The organism is Parafrankia sp. Ea1.12, from assembly GCF_900465275.1.
GTDB lineage: Bacteria > Actinomycetota > Actinomycetes > Frankiales > Frankiaceae > Parafrankia > Parafrankia soli.
In genome coordinates this window covers 1-21,545 of sequence record NZ_UBIZ01000511.1, presented here as the reverse complement: position 1 = coordinate 21,545, position 21,545 = coordinate 1, and the positions used below count along the sequence as shown (strand labels likewise).

Genomic DNA, 21,545 nt, shown 5'->3' with positions numbered 1-21,545 from the left:
CGGGACGTCAGCGGCGGGCCGCGCGGTCCCGGGCCTGGGCGGCGAGGTCGCGGGCCACCACCGCGAAGTCGAGGCCGGCGGCGTGCAGGGCCATTGGCCAGGTGCTCGTGTCGGTCATGCCCGGGGCCACGTTCACCTCGAGGAACTGGGCTGTGCCGTTCGTGTCCACGATCATGTCTGTGCGGGAGAGGTCGCGTAGGCCCAGCGTCCGGTGCGCGGTGACCGCGGTTTCCGCGCCGGCGCGCAGCACCGCGCCGTCGAGACGGGCCGGTATGTGGAAGGTGGTCGCGCCGGCGGTGTACCGGGCGGCGTAGTCGTACACCCCGCCTGCCGGCTCGACCTCGACGGCGGGCAGGGCGATCGGGCCGTGACCGGTGTCGATGACGCCGACCGCGATCTCGACCCCGGTCACGGCGCGTTCGATCAGTGCCCAGTCGTGGTAGCCGAAGCAGGCCATCAGGGCTTCGGCGAGCTGCCCGGCGTCGTCGACGCGCCCGACACCGAGCGCGGAGCCCCCGGCGCGTGGCTTCACGATCACGGGCAGGCCCAGCCTGCCCGCGATCCGGTCGATGAGTGCGGCGGCGCCGAGGTCGTGGAACACCTCGCGGGGCAACGTCACGGCCTCCGGCGTCACGACGCCCGCGGCCGCGACCGTGGCCTTCGCCGTCGCCTTGTCGAACGCGGCCCGGCATGCCGCGGGCACGGCGCCGACGTAGGGCAGGCCGTACAGGTCCAGGACTTCGCGGATGGTGCCGTCCTCACCCGAGATTCCGTGCAGGACGGGGAAGACGACCGCGGGCGGGTCGGCGGCGAGCGCGGGAAGCGTCCCGGCGTCGACGTCCCGCAGCTCGACGTCGACGTCGATCCGGGCCAGCGCGTCCCGCAGCCTGCCCCCGGAGCGCAGGGACACCTCACGTTCGGGTGACAGGCCACCGGCGAGGACGAGCACATGGCCAAGATCGGTCATCGTCGTGTCCTTCACTCGTCCGTGGTGCTGCCATGGCGGGGTACGAAGGTCTGCCGGAGGTCGATCTCGGCGCGGAGCACCTTGGCGAGGCGCTGGACGCCGTCACGGATGCGCTCCGGCGGCGGGTAGCAGTACGACAGCCGCATGGCGTTGCGGCCCGACCCGTCGGCGTAGAAGCCGGTGCCGGGAACGTAGGCGACCCGGGCGGCGATCGCCCGGGGCAGCATCGCCTTGGTGTCGACCCCGCCCGGGACGGTCAGCCACACGAAGAACCCGCCATCCGGCCGGGTCCAGGTCGTGCCCGGGGGCATCGTCTCGGCGAGGGTGTCGAGCATGACGTCACGGCGTTCCCGGTACATCTCCCGGAACTCCTTGAGCTGCTCCGGCCACGGCTGGGTCGCCAGATACCGCTCCACCGCGAGCTGCGTGAGCATGGAATGCGACAGGATCGCGGACTCCGCGGCCAGCACGAGCCGGGCCGTCACCGGCGGCGGCGCCAGCGCCCACCCGACCCGCATCCCCGGCGCCAGCGTCTTCGAGAACGATCCCAGGTAGACGACGTCGTCGGGGGCGTCCGCGCGCATCGCCCGCACCGGCTCGCCGGTGAACGACAGCAGCCCGTACGGGTTGTCCTCCACCACGAGCACCCCCGCCCGCCGGCACGCCTCCAGGATCTCGGCCCGCCGTGGCTGGGTCAGGGTGATCCCGCCCGGGTTCTGGAATGTCGGCACCGTGTAGAGCAACTTCACCCGGGCGCCTTCGGCCGCGAGCCGGCCCAGGGTCTCGCGCAGCGCGTCGGGGGAGAGGCCGTCGCCGTCCACCGCCACGTGCACGACCCGCGCCTGGTAGGCGGCGAACGTGTTGATGGCCGTGACGTAGGTGGGCCCCTCGGTGAGGACGACGTCACCGGGATCGATGAACACCCGGGTGAGCAGGTCGAGCGCCTGCTGGGAACCGACTGTCACGATCACGCTGTCCGGGTGGGCGTCGGTGATGCCCTCCATGGCCATCACGTCGCAGATCCGCGCGCGCAGCCCCGGATCACCCTGGGCGGAGCCGTACTGCAACGCCACCGCGCCGCGCTTCGTCACCAGATCCGACATGGTCGACGCGACCGCCTCCAACGGCAGCGCGTCCACAGCCGGCATCCCCCCGGCCAGAGACACGATCTCCGGACGGCTCGCGACCGCGAACAGGGCCCGTACCTCGGACGCCAGCATCCCCGATGCGCGGGCAGCGTACGCCCCCCACCAGCGATCCGTCGGCGCGGTGCCGCTTACCGGTTGCTGCTCGTCCACCCGTCCACCCCATTGTCGACGTCGACGAGTGACCCTACCCGCGTGCTCTGGGGCCGGACGCCCGGCGCCACGACCGGCAGCCGCCCCGGACCGGAAGCTCGCTGAGCGCCCGAGCGCGGAAGTGCTCGGAAGCCACCTACTTCAGAGCCCACTTCTGAGCCGTGCGAGCGGCGGAGCTGATCTACCCCGAGTGTGGGCCGCAAGTCCGCGTGAAACAAAAAGCGCCCGTCCCCCGGGAAGAGGACGGGGGCTTTCTTACCGCGAGAGGGTGTTACCTGACATCCACCACGGGGCTACCAGGGCGGCAGCGCTCGGGCAGCGGCTCGGACCCGCACCCCGTCAGAATCCGAAGAATCTGCGGGTCGTGGTCGCTGGCCTGGTCGGAGAACTCGGCGTTGATGTGCACCACACCGTACGAGTAGCCCTTGATGGTCGGGCTGATCAGGATGTGGTCCAGCGTCTGCGAGTTGCCGTCGAAAACGTAGCTGTACCGCTCGTTCACGGGCAGCTCGCTGATCAGCGTCTTCAGTAGTGCACCGTTGTCGGTCAGCGTCGCCAGGGTCGGGCTGAACTGGTAGTCGTTGATGTCACCCAGCACGACCACGCGAGCGGTGTTGCCGCTCTTGGCAGCCAGGTCGGCGACGAAGTCGCGCACCTCCGTCGCCTGGCCGATGCGCTGGACCTCGGAGGTCCGGTTCGGCGGCTGCACCGCGGCGGTGAGGGGGTAGTCACCGCCCTTGCTGTTGAAGTGGTTGGCGATGACGAACAGCTGCTTGTTGCCGTCGTACAGGAACTCGCCGACCAGGGGCTTGCGGCTGGCGTTCCAGACGGAGCTGGTCGGGTTGATGCGGCCGGGGGAGGCCGACAGCATGATCTGGTTGCTGGTCGGGCGCGCCTTGAGCACGGTCACGGCCGTGTTGGCGTCGCCGCCGGGACGGTCGACGAAGGCCGTCCGGGCCGGGTTGAACAGGAACACCTGGCGGATGTTGCCTCCGGGGGCGCCGTTGAGGGCCTGGAGCATCAGACGGCCGCTGTTGGGGTCGTCGTAGGAGACGTACGCCGAACCGCCACGCGGGGTCGGGTTCTGGGCCGGCTTCAGGGTGACCCAGAGCTCGCCGAACTCGGTGTCGACCGGGCTGATGAGGCGGGTGTCCTGGGCGACGGTGACCCGCATGCCCTCGTGGACCTCCAGCCAGTCGAGCACGTACGCGCCCGGCTCAAGAGGCTGGGCCTCGAGGTTGCCCGTCTTGGCGAACGCATCGGCGAAGCTGACGGGGGCCGGCGCGGGGAGCGCGTTGCTGCTGGTCAGCTTGATGGTGTTGATCGTGCCGCCGAGTTCGGTCAGCGTCTGCGAACCGGTGGCGCGCCCCCGCACGAACCCAACGCCTCGACCGGAACGACACCCATCCAAGGTCACTCGCCGTCGAACACGACGGGCGGGAATCTTGCTTAACGCGGCGAACGGCGAGGCCGGACCGCATCCACCGTTGATCGGACACTGCCGGGCAAAACGCCAGAACTTTTATTTGCGGGGTTCACGGATCAGTCGAACAGCGGCACGTGTGGGAACGCTGTGCATGACCCTGCTGGATCGTTGTTGGCCGGGGTTGTCTGGCGTCACTGGCTGGTACGTCTCCCTGCGCACGAGCGGATGCGGAAACGCGCATCCCGGTGGACTGACGGTCACCGGTGGGAGGGTCCGGCATCCCGCGACCACCACGTACTGGCACTGAGGCCGGTGTGACCCTGCGCACTGCTGGTTGATGATGAATTGAAGACTTCTTCAAGTTGTTATGCTTCCGCGGACAGGTGGGCGCCGCACCCGTGCGGCCGTCCCAGGTACGCCAAACCCGAAAAGGATCTCCCGGAAACGATGATGTCGGTGCCGCTCTACCAGGCCAAGGCGGAGTTCTTCCGCATGCTCGGCCACCCGGTGCGGATCCGGGTACTGGAGCTCCTCCAGCTCGGGCCCACGCCCGTCCGGGACCTGCTCGCGGCCATTGACGTCGAGCCCTCGAACCTGTCCCAACAGCTCGCCGTACTGCGCCGCGCAGGCATCGTCACCGCCACCCGCGACAGCACGACGGTCGTCTACGCCCTTGCCGGAACCGACGTCGCGGACCTGATGCGTACCGCGCGGCGCATTCTCACCGATCTCCTCCTTGGCCAGGAGGAACTCCTGGCCGAACTGCGCGACGCGGACGCGAGGTCCGAGTGAACGCCGCCGGCGAAGCGCCGTCGGGCCCGCCGTCGCGGCGGCCGTTCGCGCGGAACGCGACGGCGGCCCTGTGGGAACGGCTCCGGGCGGTACTGCCCGACTCGGCCACCGTTCGCTCGGTCCGCCGGGCTCCCGCCAGGGACCTGCTGGCCGGGGTGACGGTCGCCGTCGTCGCGTTGCCACTGGCACTCGGCTTCGGGATCTCCTCGGGAATGGGAACCGAGGCCGGGCTGGCGACCGCGATCATCGCCGGCGTGCTCGCCGCGGTCTTCGGTGGTTCGGACTTCCAGGTCTCCGGGCCGACCGGGGCGATGACCGTCGTGCTGGTACCGGTCGTACACGCCCGCGGAGTTGACGGCGTGCTGATGGCGGGACTCATGGCAGGGATGATCCTGGTCGGGTTGGGGCTCGGGCGGGTCGGCGGCCTGGCGCGCCTCGTGCCGATGCCGGTGGTCGTCGGGTTCACCGTCGGAATCGCAGCCGTGATCGCCCTGCAGCAGGTCCCGGCGGCCCTCGGGGTGCCGACACCCGAGGGTGAGAAGGTGGTGACGGTGGCCGCCCGCGCCCTCGCCCGCTTCGCTGACGAACCGCGCTGGACGTCGGTGGCGGTAAGCGCCGCGGTCGCCGTCGTGGTGCTGCTGGGTGCGCGGCTGCGGCCCTCGGTGCCGATGTCCCTGCCGGCCGTTGCCCTCGCCACGGTCGCCGTCGAACTGATCCACGTCGACGGTGTCGCCCGGGTCGGGGCATTGCCATCGGGTCTGCAGGCGCCGTCGTGGGGATTCCTCGACCCGGGAATGGTCCCGGAGTTGCTGCCGGCCGCCGCCGCCATCGCGGCACTCGCCGGCCTGGAATCGCTACTGTCGGCGACGGTCGCCGACGAGATGCGCGCATCGTCGGACCCGGGCCGGGGCTCGAACGGGGCCGGCGGCTGGCGGCGCCACGACCCCGACCGCGAACTGTTCGGCCAGGGCGTCGCCAACCTCGCCGTGCCGCTGTTCGGTGGAATGCCGGCGACAGCGGCGATCGCCAGGACGGCGGTCAACGTGCGTTCGGGTGCGGCCTCCCGGCTGTCCGCCGTCATCCACGCCGTCGTGATCGCCGCCGTGGTGGCCGCGGCGGCGGGACTGGTCAGGTACATCCCCCTGGCCGCACTCGCCGGTGTCCTGGTGGCGACCGCGATCCGCATGGTGGAGACCGACGCCGTCCGGGCCCTGGCCCGCGCCGGACGTGGTGAACTGGCCGTGATGGTACTGACGGGTGCGGTGACACTGGTGGTCGACCTCGTCGTGGCCGTTGCCGTGGGGCTGGCCCTCGCCGGGGCGCTGGCGCTTCGCCAGGTCGCCGGCACCGCGCGGGTGGAACACCTTCCGTTCGACGACGACAGCCGTCCCCACGGACCCGGCTCCGGACCCGGCTCCGGCCCCGCTCCGGTCACCGTGCTCCGGATCGACGGGCCGCTGTCGTTCACCGCCGCCCACCGTCTGCTGCCCACGCTGGAACACGTTCACGACGACTCGGTGGTCCTCATCCGGATGTCACGGGTCAGCGCCGTCGACGCGACCGGAGCCGCCGCGCTGTCCGTCGCCCTCACCGACCTCGAAGCACGCGGAGTCGTGCCCCTGCTGTCCGGGGTCCGCCCTGAACACCACCAGACACTCGGCGCCTATGGCATCACAGCAGAGTCCGGTGACCGGCGACGGATGTTTCCCGACGCCCCCTCCGCGCTGGCATACGCCCGAGCACTCATCCCCGCCCAGCCCCACGGCCCTTCGTGAACGAGGATGCGTCTGGTCGTCGCCGGGCGGTTGGAACGGGAGTTGGTTCGCTACCAGGCGGCGGAACTGACCTACCCCGAGTGCGGGGCGACCGCGGCCGATCTGCCCGACCCCGCAAGGTCAGCGCGGTCGGTGGCCGCTGTCGCGACCGGGGCACCCGTCGAGTGTTCTGCCTTCGGTCCGCAGCCGCTGTTCGACGAGGTGCAGGAAGAATCGAACCTGATGCGCCCTGGCGGGCGGTGTGGCGCAGGAGACGGGGTTGCGGTTCCGTCAGCCGTCTACCCACGACGTCGTGGAGCCGATGGTGATGGGCGTCCAGATCGGGACCGTTGGCGAGGCGGTGCATCAGTTCGGCTTTCATGTAGCCGGATCGAAAGCACCACGGATCGGCTTCGAGGAACTGGACGGCGGTCTCGACCTCCTCAGGTTCCCCGCTCCGTAGCGCTTTGGCGGCGCGGTCGAACCGGCTGTAGAAGTCTCGGACCGCCAGGTCGAAGCGGTCCGCCTCCCGAGCCCAGGCATCCCACTGGTCCGCGCTCAGGCTCCGGCGCGCCCATAGTCGGTGTACGTCGGCGTGTAGCCGTTCGAGTTCGACGGCCCGCGCCGTGATGCCGCTACGGATCCTCGTCACCCGACGTCCACGCCCGGGAGTTGGCGGCGAAGGGTCTTCAGGTCCCGTTTCGACAGCATCGCGTCCTGGACGCCCAGGCGGCACAGCCGTTCAAGACGCCGGGCGAAGGCGAAACCAGCCAGGGTGAGGGTTGCTTCTTCGAGGTAGAGGTGGTCGAGCTCCTCCAGCGCGACGAGTTGCTGCACCCCGGCGTCGCTGAAATGGTTGCCGAAACTCTGCCACCAGGCCAGGTGCCGCAACACGGCCAGGTGCGGCAGCGCCTCGTCGGTCAGATCGGTCCAGGCCAGCGTCAGCCTGCGCAGGCCCGGGGCCAGGTGAGCGAGCGCGGCCAGCGACCCGGGCTGAACCGCGTACGTGATCGACAGCCCGGTGATGCTGTCGGAGGGCAGCTGATCGAGAAAGCGCACGTCGACCGGAGACCAGCTGACCGAGGCCGATTCGACGGTTCTGCCGTCGTGGCCATCCAGCTCCGCGGCGGGGTGGATCTCCAGGGTCACCTCCCCGCCGTCCGGTACTTCCACGTCACCGCGTGCCGGCAGCGGCCCCAGGTGGTCGTAGGAGGAGCCAATCCAATCGATCGTGCCCACAGTGCGGTTCTCGGGGAACGGGAGGACGACCACGAGCACAGACTGCCCGGTCTGATCGTAGGCGGCCAACGATTTCCGTCGGCCGCGACCGGAGGCTCCACCATCGCGATCATCCAGCGATTTGCGCATCGGCCTCCGCTACGCCGGAGCCGACCCCTGAGCCGACCGCGAGCGCGGCGGAGCCCACCCAGGTGGGTGGCCTCACCGCGGCGCAGCAGGCGCCCGTCGACAAGCTCCGCCCCAACGCGCTCTCAGACTGCGCGGGATACCCGGACGGCGAGGGCGACGACGTGACGGCTGCGGTGGTATGCAGCGCCGGCAACGAGCATTCGGTCCAGGCGTTCGCCTTCCCGGACCAGGCCGCGAGGTCGCGCGACGCCCAAGCGCGCGGAGCGGGGCTCTCCCGCGCCGGCAGGTGCGCCAACGGGGACGACTTGGCGTCCACCTGGGTGTTCAACAATGTCATCCAGGGTGACCTCATCTGCGTCCACGAACAGGACAGGTACGCCATCTACTGGACGCACAACAGCGACCTGATCGGGTTCCGGATCGACGACGCGGCCGACGGCACCAGCCTTTACAGCTTTTGGCTGGGTTTCGAGCCGATCTGACAGGTCGACGACCGCGCCGGAAGCGTTCCCGCCGGCGTGGTCGTCGACGTCCCGCCCCTCGCGGACCGCCCCCGAGAGGGGCCCGGCCGGCTCGCCCGCCGGTGCGTCGCGCCGATGGTGTCGAGCAGCCGCTCCAGCTCGGCCAGGGGCGCGCACAGGTGCTTACACAAGCACCCATGCCGCTTGCAGCAAGCACCAGCGGACCGGTCCTGACACCGCCTTTCCCGTCACTGTCCGTGCCACTCGCGGCCGGCCCACAGGACTCCGGACCGGCCGACGCGCCACGGCCGTCGGGAGTCCTTCGCCGACGGGGCGAAGCCGGGGAGAGGAAACACGACCACGGCCAGGAGAACGGCGGAGGCAAGGCGCGTGGCGTGGGGTCGACGGGCACGGTCGCCCGGTACGGAGACGCTACACAAATCGTCAAGTACACCCTGGTGTACTCGGGCCGCACAACTTCGACCAGGGGAGATGGAAAAGCATGTCGCAGCCCACTGTCGTCCTCGTCCACGGCGCCTTCGCCGACGCGTCCAGCTTCGCCAGGGTGGTTCCCGAGCTGCTCGCCGACGGCCTCGCGGTGGTGGCACCGGCGATCCCGAACCGCTCGCTCGTCGGCGACGCCGAGTACCTCGGGTCGGTCCTCGCGGCGATCGACGGTCCCGTCGTCCTCGTCGGCCACTCGTACGGCTGCGCGGTGGCCACCGTGGCCGGTGTCGCCGAGAACGTGAAGGCATTGGTCTACCTCGCCGGCTTCGTCCTCGAGGAGGGCGAGGCCCTGGGCGAGCTCCAGGGGCGGTTCCCCGACTCCGACCTGGGCGCGGCGCTGGTCGCCACACCGTTCCCGGGCGGTGTCGATCTCTCGGTCGACGTCCAGAAGTTTCGGGCGGTCTTCGCCCACGACGTCGACCCGGCCGTCACCGCGGTGCTCGCCGTGTCGCAGCGGCCGTTGTCCGCGGCGGCGTTCGGTGAGAAGGCACCCGCCGCGGCGTGGCGGACCAGGCCGGCCTGGGGCATCGTCGCCACGTCGGATCACGCCATCAATCCTGAGGTCGAGCGCTTCGGCTACCAGCGCGCGGGCGTCGACACGGTCGAGGTGGACTCGTCGCACCTGGTGATGTTCTCCCAGCCGACCGTGGTGGCGGACCTGATCAGGACGGCCGTCAAGTCGGTGACCGCCTGACCTGACGACGAGTCACGCCCCGGAAGCCTCCCTCCGGGCCCGATCCTCCCCGAGAGCGCTTGACGCGATGTCCGCGTGTCCCGTGGCGGGCCGGCGGCCTTCTGGCCGGCCCGTGAACCGTGTGCCCACGGGGCCTGAGTGAGACGAGACAGTCTGTTGGGTCCGGAGAACGGGACACCGCGGGACGACTTTCCGGTTCGCGTGCGCGACCTGCTGCGCCAACGCGCGGTGTGGGTGCTGCCGCTGGTCCTGGCCTCGGTCGTCGTCGCGTCGATGACCGCGCTGTACCTCGCGTCGGCGGTGAACCCGCTGGCTCATGTGCGCGACCTGCCGGTCGAGGTGGTGAACAGCGACCGAGGGGCCACGCTGGGAACAGAACACCTCGACATCGGCAGGCGGATCGAGACCGGCCTGCGGGCGAGCCCCGCGGTGTCCCGCCGGCTGCGGCTGGAGCCGGTGACCCGGTCCGAGGCCGAACGAGCCATGAACCGCGGGCGCGCGTACGCGACCGTCGTGATCCCGCCCGACTTCACCGCCTCGCTCCTGGCACAGGCCGGTCTGCCGCCAGCCGGCTCGTCGGCAGCCGGTCCGTCGTCGGCCGGGACAGCGGGTGCCGGGGCGATCCAGCTGCTGACCAACCCGCGGGCCGGCACGCTGGGGGTGAGCCTGGCCACCGGCATCCTGCAGCCCGCTGTCGCCGCCGCCTCGCGGACGGTCAGCGGCCAGCTCACGGCGGTGGCCGGCGCGGGGCCCCACGACGCCGCGACGAAGGCGTTCCTGGCGAACCCGGTGACAGTCACGACCAGCCAGTTCCATCCCCCGCCCGCGAGCAGCGCGCTCGGCCTCAGCGCCTTCTACCTGGCCCTGCTGACCCTCATGTGCGGGTTCCTGGCCGGGACCATCCTGCATTCCACGGTGGACGCGGCACTCGGCTACGGGACCTCCGAGGTCGGCCCCCGATGGACCCAGCTCCAGCCCAAGGCGATCAGCCGGTGGCGGACCCTGCTGATCAAATGGGCGATGGCGGCGGTGCTGACCGCGGTGGTGACCGGCCTGATGCTCGCGGTCGCGGCCGGCGTGGTGGGCATGGACGCGCCGCATCCGCTGCTGCTGTGGCTGTACGCGTGGCTGTGCGCGGCGAGCGTCGCCGCCGGGACGATTGTGCTCTTCGCGGTGCTCGGCACCCCCGGGCAGCTGGTCGCCATCCTGCTGTTCGTCTACGCCGGCCTGGCCTCGGCCGGCGGGACCGTCCCCGTGGAGGCACTACCCGGCTTCTTCCGGCTGCTCAGCGAGGCTGAGCCGCTGCGGCAGATCCTCGCCGGCGACCGGGCGATCCTGTACTTCGGCGCCCAGGCTGACGCGGGTCTGACCCGTGGCGTCGTGGCGGCCGCGATCGGCCTGCTCTGCTGGCTCGCCGTGGGCACCCTTATCGTCCGCTGGTACGACCGACGGGCGCTGCACCGGCTGACTCCGGAGCTGCTGGCGTACGTCGATCGTTCCGTCCAGGACTACCGGGCCCAGGAACGGGCCGAATGAGAGCACGGACCGTCGTGGTCGTCCTCTTTTGATCTCGAATAACCGGTCGGAAAAGAAGAAACTATTCCTCGTCCGGAAGGTGAACTTGTTCGGGATCTTCCTGGGCATGGGTGACGTCGACGAGGACCTTTCCGACGGTGCCTGCCTCGACTGCGTCATGCGCTGCGGCGGTCTGTTCCAGCCGGAACCGGTGTAGCGGGAGACCGGCGTCCGTGCCGACGCGCAGCGCGCCGACTGCTGCCGCTGCTGTTATGTCCTTGACAGCTTGGAGTTTGGCCGTGTCCGGCATGGTGTAGACGAGGATGAACTGCAGCCGGGTGTTCGACATCATGGACGGCAAAATCGGGATGGGCAGATGCGTCCCGCCGCCGTCGGCGTAGATCACCACTACTCCGTTGGTAGCCAGGACCTGCTGGTTGAGCTCGGCGTTCGCGCCTGGGTTCACCTCGACGACGATGTGGACGCCGTCCGGCGCAGCCTTGCCGATCGCCTCCGCGGCGTCGGGTTCGCGGTAGTTGACCACATGGTGGGCGCCTGCGGCGGCGGCCAGCGCCGCTTTCCCGGGTGAGCTGACGGTGGTCACGACGTTCGCGCCGGACCAGCGCGCAAGCTCGATCGCCGCGTGTCCGACCGCGCCCGCGCCACCCGCGACAAGCACGGTCCGGCCGGCCAGCGCCGACGGTCCGAGCGCGGCCGGGCCCTCCGGATGGACGGTGAGGGTCCGGTGCGCGGTCATCGCCGGGATGCCCAGGCTGGCTCCGAGATCGAAGGATGCACCGGGTGGCAGCGGTACCGCCTGGCGGGCGGGCAGCACGATCTCCTCCTGCGCGGTGCCGTCGGGCCGTCGCCAGGCCGCCTCCCAGATCCACACCCGTTCCCCGACCCGGGCGGGATCGACTCCGGCACCGACGGCGTCCACGACACCGGCGCCGTCCTGGTTCGGGACCAGCCCGCCCGGTGGGACCGGTCCGTGCGCGCCACTGCGGGCCTTCCAGTCCGTCGGGTTCACTCCCGACACCGCGACCCGTACTCGGACCTGGCCCGGCCCGGGATCCGTACGGGGACGCTCCACCAGCCGGAGCACCTCCGAATCACCGGTGCGTTCGTACACGATCGCCCTCATCGATCTCGTCCCCTCATCGTTCCTCAGACCCAGATCAGTTCCTGGTGCGCTCCGCGTCGTGAGGTCAGGATGCCCCGGCCGGGGCGTGGACAGGAGTGGCTTGATAGTCACTGTTCGATAGGATCTGGCCATGCATCGCGTCGCCGTCCTCGCGCTTGACGGCGTCATCCCGTTCGAGCTGGGCATACCCGCCCGTGTCTTCGGGGCGGCGGTCGGGCCGGCCGGCGATCCGCTCTACGACGTCGTCGTCTGCACCGTCGATGGCGAGCCCGTACGCACGGCCGCCGGGTTCACCGTCGCCGTCGATCACACGGCCGACATGCTGGGGACGGCGAACACCGTGGTTCTCGCGCCGGGCCATCCGCAGGAGGCCGGCCCGTCCGGCCCGTCCCGCTGGCCCGGATCGGACGAGCCGGACGAACGGAGCAGGTTGGTCGACCCCCGGTCAGTCGCCCTGGTGGCCTCGGCCCTCGCCAGGGTCGCGGCGGGCACCCGGGTCGTCTCGATCTGCACGGCGTCGTTCCTGCTCGCAGCCACCGGGCTGCTTGACGGACGCCGGGCCACCACCCACTGGTTCGAGGCCGAGCGCCTGGCCCGGATGTTCCCCCGGGTGACGGTCGACCCCGACGTCCTGTTCGTCGATGACGGGGACGTGCTGACCTCGGCGGGCGCCGCGTCCGGTATTGATCTGTGCCTGCACCTCGTCCGCCGCGATCATGGCAGCGAGGTCGCGAACCGCGCGGCCCGCCGCTGTGTCGTGCCGCCCTGGCGCGACGGCGGCCAGGCGCAGTACATCGAGCGCCCTGTACCGCCGCCCTCCGGGACGAGCACGGCCAGCACCCGGGAGTGGATGCTCCGTCGCCTGGGCGAGCCGACCAGCCTCTCCGAGCTCGCCGCCCACGCGCGCATGAGTGTGCGGACATTCAGCCGCAGGTTCCGGGACGAGGTGGGCCTCCCACCCGGGCAGTGGCTGACCGGGCAACGGGTCGAGCGGGCCAGGTATCTGCTCGAGAGCAGCGACCTGCCGATCGACCAGGTCGCCCGGCACACGGGCTTCGCGACCGGGATCTCGCTGCGTCAGCACTTCCGAGCCGCGACGGGTGTCTCACCAACTGCCTACCGGCAGACCTTCCGTGATCGCGGCGGTGCGACCATCACACCTCGTTCGGGGTCCAGCAGCGCTGTACTCAATCCACTGGATCGTTGGTAGTCGGGTCTGTCGCAGGTCAGCATGGGTATGGTGCCCCTGGTAGTGCCCTGGCTCAGGACATGCGAATAGCGTGTCTCGGGACATCGGCTCCTTGGCCGGCGCGGTGGGCATTCATCACGTGATGACTTCGCCTGCTACCTTCGGTGGTCGCTCACGCGGAAACCATCTGATCCCCTGGCTCGGCCAGCCGCTCGGCACAGGGGGCTGCAAGGCCGGTATTGCCCGTTTTACGGGGGCGCTTACGCAAGTACCTATGCCGCTTTCGGCAAGCGCCGGCAGACCGGCCCCGACACCGCCTCACCCGTCACTGTCCGCCAGGCGGGAGGGAATGTGTGACACTGTCACCCGAAGCGGTCCGGTGACGAGGGCGGGGGCCAACCCGGAGGGCGGAATTCTCGTGGCAGTAGGCCGCACACCGGGGGCGCAACCGTGTTCCGTCCCGAGCACTTGGCCGTGGTCGCTGGCGAGACACTGTGCTCGACCGTCATCTGGGTGGCTGACCCGGACGACACCCACCTCGTCTCCTACGCCTTGTCCGGCGGCCCCTGAAACCCCGGATGGGCCACATTCGGATCAGGGCCTGCGGGAGTGCCGGTGCGGCGTCCCGGCCTGGTGGCGTAAGCAGGGCACCGGGCCGCGTGCTTCAAGATCGGTCGGCATGTGCTGTTCGAGGAATCGGACGCGCGGGCCTGGATCAAGGCGCACGGCATACCTGCCGGGCGTCGCAAGGACGCTGACCGCAGGACGCCGGTGGTGACCGATGCGCCGGGCGAGGCGGTCGACGAGTACGAAGCTGGGTGCCGTCGCAGCGATGAGTCTGCCGGTGCCCACAGGTCTACCTCCCGACGGAGACAACCAACTCATCGGGAGTAAGGCATGGGTCTCATCCACATCGAGCTGTTCGCGACCCTCGACCTCGTCGGGCAGTCGCCCGGCGGCCCCGAGGAGGACCCGGTGGGGTTCCCGTTCGGCGGCTGGCAGGCGCCTCTGCTGGACGAGGTCGCCGGGGCGCAGGTCGGTGCCGCGTACGAGGGCACGGACGCCCTCCTGCTCGGCCGGCGGACGTATGACATCTTCGCCGCCTACTGGCCGTACCAGGAGGGCGGCGAGGACAACGAGATCGCCACGCTCTTCAACAGCGTCCCGAAGTACGTGGCCTCCCGCGGCAGGCCCGACCTCTCGTGGGCCGGGTCCACGCAGCTCGGCCCGGATCTGGCCGGCGCGGTGCGCGAGATCCGTGACCGGCACGAGCACGTGAAGGTCGTCGGGAGCCTGAACCTGGTGCAGACCCTCCTGCGCGAGAAGCTCTTCGACCGTCTCGACCTCTGGGTGCACCCGATCGTGCTCGGCGTCGGGAAGAAGGTGTTCGACGGGGGCGCGGTGCCCACGAACGTCACACTCCTCGAACCGCCGGTAGCCGGTCCGAAGGGCACCGTGTACCTGCGCTACGGGCTCGCCGAGGGCACGCCCGGGACGGGGGACATGAGCGCACCCGATCGCGGTGCCGGGCGCGACGACTGAAGCCGCCCCGTGCCAGGTGGGTCCGTGTCGTCGGCGGTGAATCCGTCAGGCCGGCATTCCGTCACGGCGTCGGATCAGGCCCCTGCCTGCCTGTGGCATTGAGGCCGTTAACCACCACGGAAATTGTTGTTCTGGGTGACTATTTTGGTCGGAGGAACGCCAGACACGTGAACGGCCCCCCATCCGCGGAAGGGATGAGGGGCCACTCTGTGCCCGACTGCGCGGTGTGTAGTGGCGAGACGGGGTTAGCCTCGTCCGCCTGCGATCCGGGCCGGAATGATCTGGTACGTCGTGATGCCGCGAGGTGGGTCCCGTTCTTCGGACTGTGATCCCTATCTTGAAGACCTGTACGCGCCGATGTACGACGATTGCCCAATGAGCCAGTTTCGCTACCGAATGGTGACCGTGGGCGTTGATCGCCTCGCGGAGACGCTGAACTCGCTGGGCGAGGCTGGCTGGCGACTGGTGACCGCCACACCGGCGGGGGACGTCTGGTCGGCCCTGCTGGAGCAGCGGCTCGACAGTCCTCGGCAGCGCACGGCGCCGCCGCGGGCACGGGTCGAGGTCCGTATCGGCGGCGAAACAGTCGAGAAGGTCGCCGATGCGGATGGGCTGTCGGCGATGGACGGTGTCGTCTACCTGCGCTGCGGCGACGAGGTCCTGGCCACCTATGCGGTCGATGACCTCGTCGCGGTCGACTGGTCTCCCACGCCGTCGTACGCACGGGTGCTGGAACGGAAACGGCGAGACCACCCTCGCCACGGGGAGCCATGGTCACCCAGCGAGGATGACCAACTCCGGCAGGAACACGAGGCGCACTGGACGGTGCAGGAAATGATCGACGCTCCTCAGCGTGGCCGGGGCGCGATCGAATCCCGGCTCGCGAAACTCGGGCTCGATCGATCTGAGGCGCCGGCGTCACCCGGCCAGTACCCTGCCGGCAATCGATTGCATCGCCGTGTCGCCGTGTTCTTGTCCTGTGTGGACATCGAGCGCTATGCGGAAACTGGACCTGAGAGGACGCTGTGGCGGGGTGCTCAGGTGGCGTAGTGCTCGGCGATGGTCGCGAAGGCGGCCTTGGGTTCCCAGGCCATGTCGGGATAGGTGTCTCCGTGGTGGTCCTCGAGGATCTTGACTATGCCAGGGCTGGCCAGGTCGAGGTCGTCGCGGGGATCACCATCGGGACGGTGCGGATGGCTCTCGAGCGCGAAGAGGAAGACGAAGGCGCTGTCGACCCCCTCGGTGTCGAAGATCTCTAGTAGTTCGGCCAGATAGGTGGCCTGGCCGGCCTCGTCGCGGACGTAGGTCCCGTTCAGACGGAGGGGGGCGCCGGTTTCCGGGTCGGACTCGACGATCTCCATGCTGCGGGGCGCTCTGTCGCCGGCGCCGCGCCAGGTGGCCGTGCCGAATCCGGTGATCGCGACTGGCTTTCCCTGCGCGACGAGGGTGCGTACGCCTTCCCGGTACCGGTCGGCGACCTCGGCGGATCGGATGAGTTCGAGCGACATGATGTCGAAGGGCGTCCAGTCGACCCGCTCGAACGGTATGGCAGCGTAGGTGACCTTCCCGTTGAAGTGCTGGTGGACCACGGCGACTGCGTCGTTGAGGAAGTCGTTGAGACGGGCACTTATCTCGGCGAGCCGTTCGAGTCGGCCGTTGGGCTCGCCCAGCAGCAGGTCGAGTCGCTCCGCGAGGGTGTCGCCGGGTGTGAATCCCCGGTTCATGAGGGTCAACTCCACGCCGGTGACGAACACGACCGCGGCTCCTTGCTGCCGGAGGCGTTCCGCGCGGTGGGCGCAGTCGGCGAACAGCGTCAGGATCTCGTCGCTCGTCAGCTCCAGCGGGTAGGGCGAGAACCAGACCTCCAGCCCGAGTTCCGCGGCGTGGCTCGCGGCCAGTTCCAGCCGCTCCGGGTCACCGCCGGTGATCTGGACAGCATTGCAGTGCAGGTCGTCTCGGATGATGGCCAGCTCCCGCCTGACCACGTCGGAGTGGAAGCGCTGGCGGGAGATCTCGCCCTTGTGGACGAAGCCGGTGTCGTACGTGATGCCCTTGGCGCGCATGCGTCTGGTCCTTCCTGGCGAGGGAGACGATCCGACGCTAGCAGAAAGATGCGCGCACGCAAATTTGCGCGTACGCATGTGGCCGTGGGATGCTGGCCTGGTGACGACGCCACCGCCTGGCCTACGGGAGAGGAAGAAGGAAGCCACCCGGAAGGCTCTACGGGAGGCCGCCCTGCGGCTGGCCCTGGAGCGTGGGCCCGACGGCGTGCGGGTCGACGACATTGCCGAGGCCGCCGGGGTCTCGCCACGGACCTACAACAACTACTTCTCCAGCCGCGAACAGGCGATCGTCGCCGCCGTCACCGCGGAACGGGAAGCACGGGTCGCGGCGGCAGTGGCTGCCCAGGCCGCTAGCACCCCACTCGCCACCGCCATCATCGAGGCGATCGTGGCGCAGTACACCGACCCGGGCAGCCACGATCCCAGCGCACTACTGCTCATCACGACTCGCCCCACGCTTCGCGATGCCTTCCTCGGCACCGTCAACGAGATCGAGCAGCCCCTCACCGCCGTGATCGCCGAGCGCCTGGGCGACAGCGACCAGCTCACCGCCCACGTACTCGCAGCGAGCGTCGCCACCGCAGTGCGAATCGCGCTCACACGCTGGCTGACCACCGCGACCTCCCCCGCAGCTGGGGGACTCGTCCTACTGTCCGGCTCGCTGCCTGAACTGCTACGAGCAGCGCTCGCGCCACTCGGGCCCGCGTTCGAGGCAGCCGAGAGACGCCCACAGACCGCCGACAACGGCCAGGCACACCCACACCCGTGACCAGCCTCACCGCCCGGTTCCGAACGGCATCCGAGGACCATAGCGAGGTCTTCGCGCAATCCCGAGTCACGAGCCCTGACGTCCCGTCATCCGGCCGGATGACGGGGAAGCCCGCGGGCACGCCTCCCCGACCGGCACAGAAGGGCGTGGTGTTATCGAGTTCTACGTCGCCGACTCGCCCTGGCCGTCGAGCGCGACATGGACATCACTGCACAGCTGTGCGACCAGTCGGCGGGCGGTGGCAGCGCCGACGCGTAGTCGTTTCCGCAGGGTCTCTCAGGTCACCGTCGAACGACGGGCCAAAAGTTAGTACGTGCAGGTTAGTACGTGCAGGGTGGTAACCCTCGAACCACCGTGGAGGCCGGCACGGATCGCTCAGGATCGGACCAGCCGCCCCACAGGACCGCCTCAACCCGCCCCCGACAGATAGCTCACCGGCGTGACGCACTCATCATCACGCGATCCCCCCGTGACATCCACCGCGCGATGTGGACTCCACCGCCTACGCCCCGGGGCGGGCCGGCCGACAGGGGCGCCGCGGTCCTCGGCCGCCGGACAGAACCCCATCCAGCCTCATAGCTGGCCGGCCCGCGCGCGTCACATCAGCAGCAGCGGTGACATCGCGAGGAGGCGAGGTGTGGACGCGGATGACGAACGGGTCTTCGAGGAATTCGTGGCCAGAGTGGCCAACCGGCTGCTCTCGAGCGCGATCCTGCTGACCGGCGGCGACCGGGCCGCGGCGGAGGACCTCGTCCAGGGCGGGTTCGAACGGGCCTACCTGCGCTGGGACAAGATCGACGAAGGGCGGCACGAGGCCTATCTCCGACGGGTCATCGTCAACGGTGCGACGAGCCGGTGGCGGCGGCTGCGCGCCCGGGTCGTCGAGGTCCCGTTGCACGACCACGGGCCCTGGTCACACGACGTCGCCGCGGTGGGCGTCGACCTCGCCGACCGGATCACCCAACGCGAGAGCCTCATCCGGGCACTGCGCCTCCTGTCACCCCGCCAGCGTGCCGTCGTCGTCCTCCGCTATGTCGAGGACCTGCCCGAGGGCGACGTAGCCGCGGCCCTCGGCTGCTCCATCGGCTCGGTGCGCTCCCACGCCTCCCGCGGCCTGGCCCGGCTGCGCGCCAGCGAACACCTCCGCGCGATCAGCGCACCGGCCGTCGCCGCGGGACCCGACATCCTGACGGACCGCGACCACCGCCAGCGCGCACCGCGGCTGGCTACCACCAGGCCCGAGGGAGACCGGCTATGACCCTCGACGACGCACACCTGCGGACCCAGCTGCGCGCCCTCGCTCACGACGAGCCCACGCCGGCCTTCGGTCCGACCTTTCCCAGCACCATCCGCGCCGGCGCCCGCCGCCGCCGCACCCGAGGCCGGCTCGCCACCGCGCTCGCCGTCGTCCTCGTCGGCGTCGCGATCCCCGTGAGCCTGCTCGCGGTAACGCGCACGGGCCAGCCTGACCACGCGATCGCCGCGGGACCCGCCGGGGCGACACCAACATCGGCCTCGACGCCGACGTCGAGGCCGGCGCAACCGCCGGTGCCCCCTGAGGTGCCCGGAGCGGCCGGACAGCCGCCGATCAAGATCCGTCTGGTGGACACTCCCCGCGCCGTGCCGCTGACCGAGAGCGAGAAGGCGACGCTGATCCGCACCTGTGCTCAGAGCGTGAACATACCAGGTGATACCGGCCGGGTCCTCGGCGCGATCCATGACAAACAGGGCTACGCCGCGATAATCGTGTCCGAGACCGAAATGGCCTACTGCGATATCCCCACCGGTAAGGACGGCGGTCCCGCCGTCGACCGCGTCGAAGGCTCGGAAGGAAATGGAGCACCCTACTATAACGAGTATCTGCTCCCGCCCAACGGTCCACTGAAGTCGTTCAACTACCAGGGCTCAGGTTGGCTGTACGCCCGGTTCGGTGCTGGGCGGGTCTCGCCGGACGTGGCAATGGTGCTGGCCGTGTTCCCGACCGGAGAGAGTATCGTCGTCCCGATCCTCGATGACGGTGGCTTCCTCGCCCGGTTCAAGGTCGAAGGCGCCAACTTCCCAGCAATAGACCAGCCCCTCGCGTTCTACGCCTTCGACGGCGCGGGAAAACTCCTCGACCGCCTGGACGCCTGGAAGATCCCGAACTATGGGTCCGGGTACCCAACCAGCCAGCGGTTCATCGAAATGAGCCAGGCGTGCATCGACGCGGCCGTCCAGGCGCCGAACTCTCCCGCGGGCGTACCGGCCGACGCGGTGGCGACCTACAGCGGTCTAGCTATCCCCGGCGTGGCGCCTGGCCGCGACGGGATCGTCAAGACCGACGTCGGAAAGGTAAGGATCTCGTGTGTCGGTCCGGTTGACGAGTCCGGTTGGCCGATCCCGTCGAAGCTGACTTTCCGCGGCTCTCAGCCCCTCTGACTGGGCGGACAGGGCGGGCCGACGTCGAGACCGGTGTCCCCGACTTCCGCCCCACGGGGAGGCTCAGGAGGAGAGCCGCCTCTAGATCAACCGAGCCGGTCGGCTCCGGCCGCGTCCGTAAGGTCGGTTCTCGCCGGTTTTCGCCGATCCGGCGACCAAGGCGCTTACACGCAGACCAGCAGCTCAGAGATGGTTTTGCCCGCTTTACAGGGGTGCTTACGCAAGCACCTGTGCCGCTTGCGGCAAGCACCAGCGAACCGGCGGCCCCGACACCGCCTCACTGTAGGGATCGGGGACGGATGGCCACTCGCTGTGATGGTTGGCCAGTAGATGGTCAATGGCCGCGATGGTTGGCCAGTCCTCGGGTGGCGTGGCTCGTATCAGGCGGGCTTTGGCGGTCTGCCGGCGGCAGATCCGCGCAGAGCGCAACAGCCAGGCGAGCCGGTGATGGCTCGCCTGACGTCTCGTGCATGGGCGCGACGGAGATGGTGAGGCCGCCCGGTGGTCTGGCGCGCGGACGCTCCGGGCTCTACCGATGAGTTCCGCCGGCCCGCCCGGTCTACCAGGACGTACCCGTCCCACTACCGACCTGGAGACCCGCCGTGACCACTCCCGCGCACCCCGGCCGCATGCTGTTCGTGAACATCCCCGTAGCGGACCTCCAGCGCAGCAAGGCGTTCTTCGCGAAGCTCGGGTTCAGCTTCAACCCGAACTTCACCGACGAGACCGCCGCCTGCATGCTGGTCGGCGAACAGGCCAGCGTCATGCTGCTCAGCCACAAGAAGTTCGCGGAGTTCGCGAAGCTGCCGATGGCCGATCCCGCCACGCACACGCTGGCGCTCTACTGCTTCAGCGTGTCGTCCCGCGAGGAGGTCGACGCGGTCGCTGAGGCCGCGCTGGCCGCGGGCGGCGTCGAGGCGGATGGCCTGGAGGACTATGGCTTCATGTGCTCACGCAGCTTCTTCGACCTCGACGGCCACGGCTGGCAGGTCATGTGGATGGATCCGGCGGCGGCGCAGAACGGCCCCGAGGAGTTCGCGCCCTCGATGCAGGACGCCGACGCCCCGGCTTGACCTGACACCGGCGCAGGCCTGCTGCCGCGCCCCTCTCCCGAAGCGGCGCGGCAGCAGGTCCTGAACGACGCTGGCCAACCTCGGCCACATCCAGCGTTCTGACGCTGGCCAACAACCGCGATTCGCCAGCTCGGAGTGGCCAGGTAGATCCGATCCCTACACTCACCCGTCACCGTCCGCCAGCTTCCCCAGGCAGAGCCGTCGCCGTTGAACGACAGACGGAATGCTACTAACGCGGCCAATGTGGTTGCTGAGCGTGACAGCAGGTACGGCCTCGGGCCTGCGTAACCGCGCTAACAGTTAGCGGCTCTCCCGCTAACTGTTAGCGCCCCGTTAGCGGCGAATCTGGCCGGTGAACAGGGGAGACGCTTGTTAGCAGGCTAATCCGGCTCTTCCCAGTTCGCCGGAGATCGTGTCTGTCCGGTGACTGCCGGCGACGGCCGGTTGTGACTGTGCGTAGCGCCGGTGATTCCGGGAAGTAGGACGCACCCGCCATTCGGCATGATCGCTCTTGCTGAAGGAAGTGATCGCCGAGTGGACGGGTGCGCGTGTTCGAGGGTAGCGG

Annotated in this window: 19 protein-coding genes; 13 read left to right on the top strand and 6 right to left on the bottom strand. The window is 69.7% G+C overall.

Annotated elements, in window-relative coordinates:
- Window positions 1–7: 7 nt before the first annotated feature.
- The 3 genes from FMEAI12_RS30150 to FMEAI12_RS30140 all read right to left on the bottom strand — a co-directional run bounded on the left by FMEAI12_RS30150 (window position 8) and on the right by FMEAI12_RS30140 (window position 3,640).
- Complete coding sequence (locus tag FMEAI12_RS30150; protein WP_112108722.1) at window positions 8–967, bottom strand: D-alanine--D-alanine ligase; 960 nt, start codon at window positions 965–967, stop codon at window positions 8–10.
- 11 nt (window positions 968–978) lie between these two features.
- Complete coding sequence (locus tag FMEAI12_RS30145; RefSeq protein WP_112108701.1) at window positions 979–2,187, bottom strand: PLP-dependent aminotransferase family protein; 1,209 nt, start codon at window positions 2,185–2,187, stop codon at window positions 979–981.
- Between the two features lie 349 nt (window positions 2,188–2,536).
- Entirely contained in the window at window positions 2,537–3,640 is a 1,104-nt protein-coding gene (locus FMEAI12_RS30140; RefSeq protein WP_235014811.1) for an endonuclease/exonuclease/phosphatase family protein, read from the bottom strand.
- 501 nt (window positions 3,641–4,141) lie between these two features.
- Between FMEAI12_RS30140 and FMEAI12_RS30135 the strand changes: the two genes are divergently transcribed.
- From FMEAI12_RS30135 to FMEAI12_RS36775, 3 genes are all read left to right on the top strand, one after another.
- Entirely contained in the window at window positions 4,142–4,483 is a 342-nt protein-coding gene (locus FMEAI12_RS30135; RefSeq protein WP_071062374.1) for a metalloregulator ArsR/SmtB family transcription factor, read from the top strand.
- The gene (locus tag FMEAI12_RS30130) at window positions 4,480–6,258 is read left to right on the top strand and encodes a SulP family inorganic anion transporter (RefSeq protein ID WP_112108700.1); all 1,779 of its coding nucleotides are present in this window, start codon (window positions 4,480–4,482) and stop codon (window positions 6,256–6,258) included. Before FMEAI12_RS30135 ends, FMEAI12_RS30130 begins: the two co-directional genes overlap by 4 nt.
- A 241-nt stretch (window positions 6,259–6,499) precedes the next feature.
- On the top strand, window positions 6,500–6,700 hold the full coding sequence (locus tag FMEAI12_RS36775) for a hypothetical protein (protein ID WP_160144355.1): 201 nt from the start codon (window positions 6,500–6,502) through the stop codon (window positions 6,698–6,700).
- A 185-nt stretch (window positions 6,701–6,885) separates the two neighbouring features.
- Here the strand turns inward: FMEAI12_RS36775 and FMEAI12_RS30120 are convergent, their stop codons facing one another.
- Window positions 6,886–7,545 carry a hypothetical protein gene (locus tag FMEAI12_RS30120; RefSeq protein ID WP_112108699.1) on the bottom strand — a complete coding sequence of 220 codons (660 nt, stop codon included), beginning with the start codon at window positions 7,543–7,545 and terminating at the stop codon, window positions 6,886–6,888.
- A 122-nt stretch (window positions 7,546–7,667) separates the two neighbouring features.
- On the opposite strand from FMEAI12_RS30120, the gene FMEAI12_RS30115 reads away from it, so the two are divergent.
- The 3 genes from FMEAI12_RS30115 to FMEAI12_RS30105 all read left to right on the top strand — a co-directional run bounded on the left by FMEAI12_RS30115 (window position 7,668) and on the right by FMEAI12_RS30105 (window position 10,803).
- Complete coding sequence (locus FMEAI12_RS30115) at window positions 7,668–8,087, top strand: hypothetical protein (RefSeq protein ID WP_112108698.1); 420 nt, start codon at window positions 7,668–7,670, stop codon at window positions 8,085–8,087.
- A 481-nt stretch (window positions 8,088–8,568) separates the two neighbouring features.
- Complete coding sequence (locus tag FMEAI12_RS30110; protein WP_112108697.1) at window positions 8,569–9,267, top strand: alpha/beta fold hydrolase; 699 nt, start codon at window positions 8,569–8,571, stop codon at window positions 9,265–9,267.
- Window positions 9,268–9,468: 201 nt separating this feature from the next.
- Window positions 9,469–10,803 carry a YhgE/Pip domain-containing protein gene (locus FMEAI12_RS30105; RefSeq protein WP_235014809.1) on the top strand — a complete coding sequence of 445 codons (1,335 nt, stop codon included), beginning with the start codon at window positions 9,469–9,471 and terminating at the stop codon, window positions 10,801–10,803.
- 61 nt (window positions 10,804–10,864) lie between these two features.
- Here the strand turns inward: FMEAI12_RS30105 and FMEAI12_RS30100 are convergent, their stop codons facing one another.
- Window positions 10,865–11,926, bottom strand: coding sequence for an NADPH:quinone reductase (locus FMEAI12_RS30100; protein WP_112108695.1), 1,062 nt, complete (start codon window positions 11,924–11,926; stop codon window positions 10,865–10,867).
- A gap of 130 nt (window positions 11,927–12,056) precedes the next feature.
- On the opposite strand from FMEAI12_RS30100, the gene FMEAI12_RS30095 reads away from it, so the two are divergent.
- The 3 genes from FMEAI12_RS30095 (at window position 12,057) to FMEAI12_RS30085 (ending at window position 15,707) form a co-directional block, all read left to right on the top strand.
- Window positions 12,057–13,136 (top strand): GlxA family transcriptional regulator, encoded by a 1,080-nt coding sequence (locus tag FMEAI12_RS30095; RefSeq protein ID WP_235014806.1) that lies wholly within the window; start codon window positions 12,057–12,059, stop codon window positions 13,134–13,136.
- An 876-nt stretch (window positions 13,137–14,012) separates the two neighbouring features.
- Entirely contained in the window at window positions 14,013–14,657 is a 645-nt protein-coding gene (locus FMEAI12_RS30090) for a dihydrofolate reductase family protein (RefSeq protein ID WP_112108694.1), read from the top strand.
- Window positions 14,658–14,933: 276 nt separating this feature from the next.
- A complete protein-coding gene (locus FMEAI12_RS30085; RefSeq protein WP_146776795.1) occupies window positions 14,934–15,707 on the top strand; it encodes a hypothetical protein in 774 nt (257 codons plus the stop codon).
- On the opposite strand, the gene FMEAI12_RS30080 is transcribed toward FMEAI12_RS30085, so the two are convergent.
- Complete coding sequence (locus tag FMEAI12_RS30080) at window positions 15,695–16,720, bottom strand: hypothetical protein (RefSeq protein ID WP_112108692.1); 1,026 nt, start codon at window positions 16,718–16,720, stop codon at window positions 15,695–15,697. The two genes, FMEAI12_RS30085 and FMEAI12_RS30080, sit on opposite strands and share 13 nt — an antisense overlap.
- A 100-nt stretch (window positions 16,721–16,820) precedes the next feature.
- On the opposite strand from FMEAI12_RS30080, the gene FMEAI12_RS30075 reads away from it, so the two are divergent.
- From FMEAI12_RS30075 to FMEAI12_RS30060, 4 genes are all read left to right on the top strand, one after another.
- Window positions 16,821–17,489 carry a TetR/AcrR family transcriptional regulator gene (locus tag FMEAI12_RS30075; protein ID WP_165938537.1) on the top strand — a complete coding sequence of 223 codons (669 nt, stop codon included), beginning with the start codon at window positions 16,821–16,823 and terminating at the stop codon, window positions 17,487–17,489.
- A gap of 637 nt (window positions 17,490–18,126) precedes the next feature.
- Window positions 18,127–18,747, top strand: coding sequence for a SigE family RNA polymerase sigma factor (locus FMEAI12_RS30070; RefSeq protein WP_112108691.1), 621 nt, complete (start codon window positions 18,127–18,129; stop codon window positions 18,745–18,747).
- Window positions 18,744–19,907, top strand: a complete 1,164-nt coding sequence (locus FMEAI12_RS30065; protein WP_112108690.1) for a hypothetical protein — start codon at window positions 18,744–18,746, stop codon at window positions 19,905–19,907. The genes FMEAI12_RS30070 and FMEAI12_RS30065 overlap by 4 nt, the downstream gene beginning before the upstream one ends.
- Window positions 19,908–20,536: 629 nt before the next feature.
- Window positions 20,537–20,980: a VOC family protein gene (locus tag FMEAI12_RS30060; protein ID WP_112108720.1), complete on the top strand. Its 444-nt coding sequence runs from the start codon at window positions 20,537–20,539 to the stop codon at window positions 20,978–20,980.
- Window positions 20,981–21,545: the final 565 nt, after the last annotated feature.

Coding starts and splice junctions, on each gene's coding strand:
- FMEAI12_RS30150 (WP_112108722.1), bottom strand. CDS start 967: ATGACCGATCTTGGCCATGTGCTCGTCCTCGCCGGTGGCCTGTCACCC.
- FMEAI12_RS30145 (WP_112108701.1), bottom strand. CDS start 2,187: ATGCTGGCGTCCGAGGTACGGGCCCTGTTCGCGGTCGCGAGCCGTCCG.
- FMEAI12_RS30135 (WP_071062374.1), top strand. CDS start 4,142: ATGTCGGTGCCGCTCTACCAGGCCAAGGCGGAGTTCTTCCGCATGCTC.
- FMEAI12_RS30110 (WP_112108697.1), top strand. CDS start 8,569: ATGTCGCAGCCCACTGTCGTCCTCGTCCACGGCGCCTTCGCCGACGCG.
- FMEAI12_RS30100 (WP_112108695.1), bottom strand. CDS start 11,926: ATGAGGGCGATCGTGTACGAACGCACCGGTGATTCGGAGGTGCTCCGG.
- FMEAI12_RS30095 (WP_235014806.1), top strand. CDS start 12,057: ATGCATCGCGTCGCCGTCCTCGCGCTTGACGGCGTCATCCCGTTCGAG.
- FMEAI12_RS30090 (WP_112108694.1), top strand. CDS start 14,013: ATGGGTCTCATCCACATCGAGCTGTTCGCGACCCTCGACCTCGTCGGG.
- FMEAI12_RS30085 (WP_146776795.1), top strand. CDS start 14,934: ATGATCTGGTACGTCGTGATGCCGCGAGGTGGGTCCCGTTCTTCGGAC.
- FMEAI12_RS30080 (WP_112108692.1), bottom strand. CDS start 16,720: ATGCGCGCCAAGGGCATCACGTACGACACCGGCTTCGTCCACAAGGGC.
- FMEAI12_RS30065 (WP_112108690.1), top strand. CDS start 18,744: ATGACCCTCGACGACGCACACCTGCGGACCCAGCTGCGCGCCCTCGCT.
- FMEAI12_RS30060 (WP_112108720.1), top strand. CDS start 20,537: ATGCTGTTCGTGAACATCCCCGTAGCGGACCTCCAGCGCAGCAAGGCG.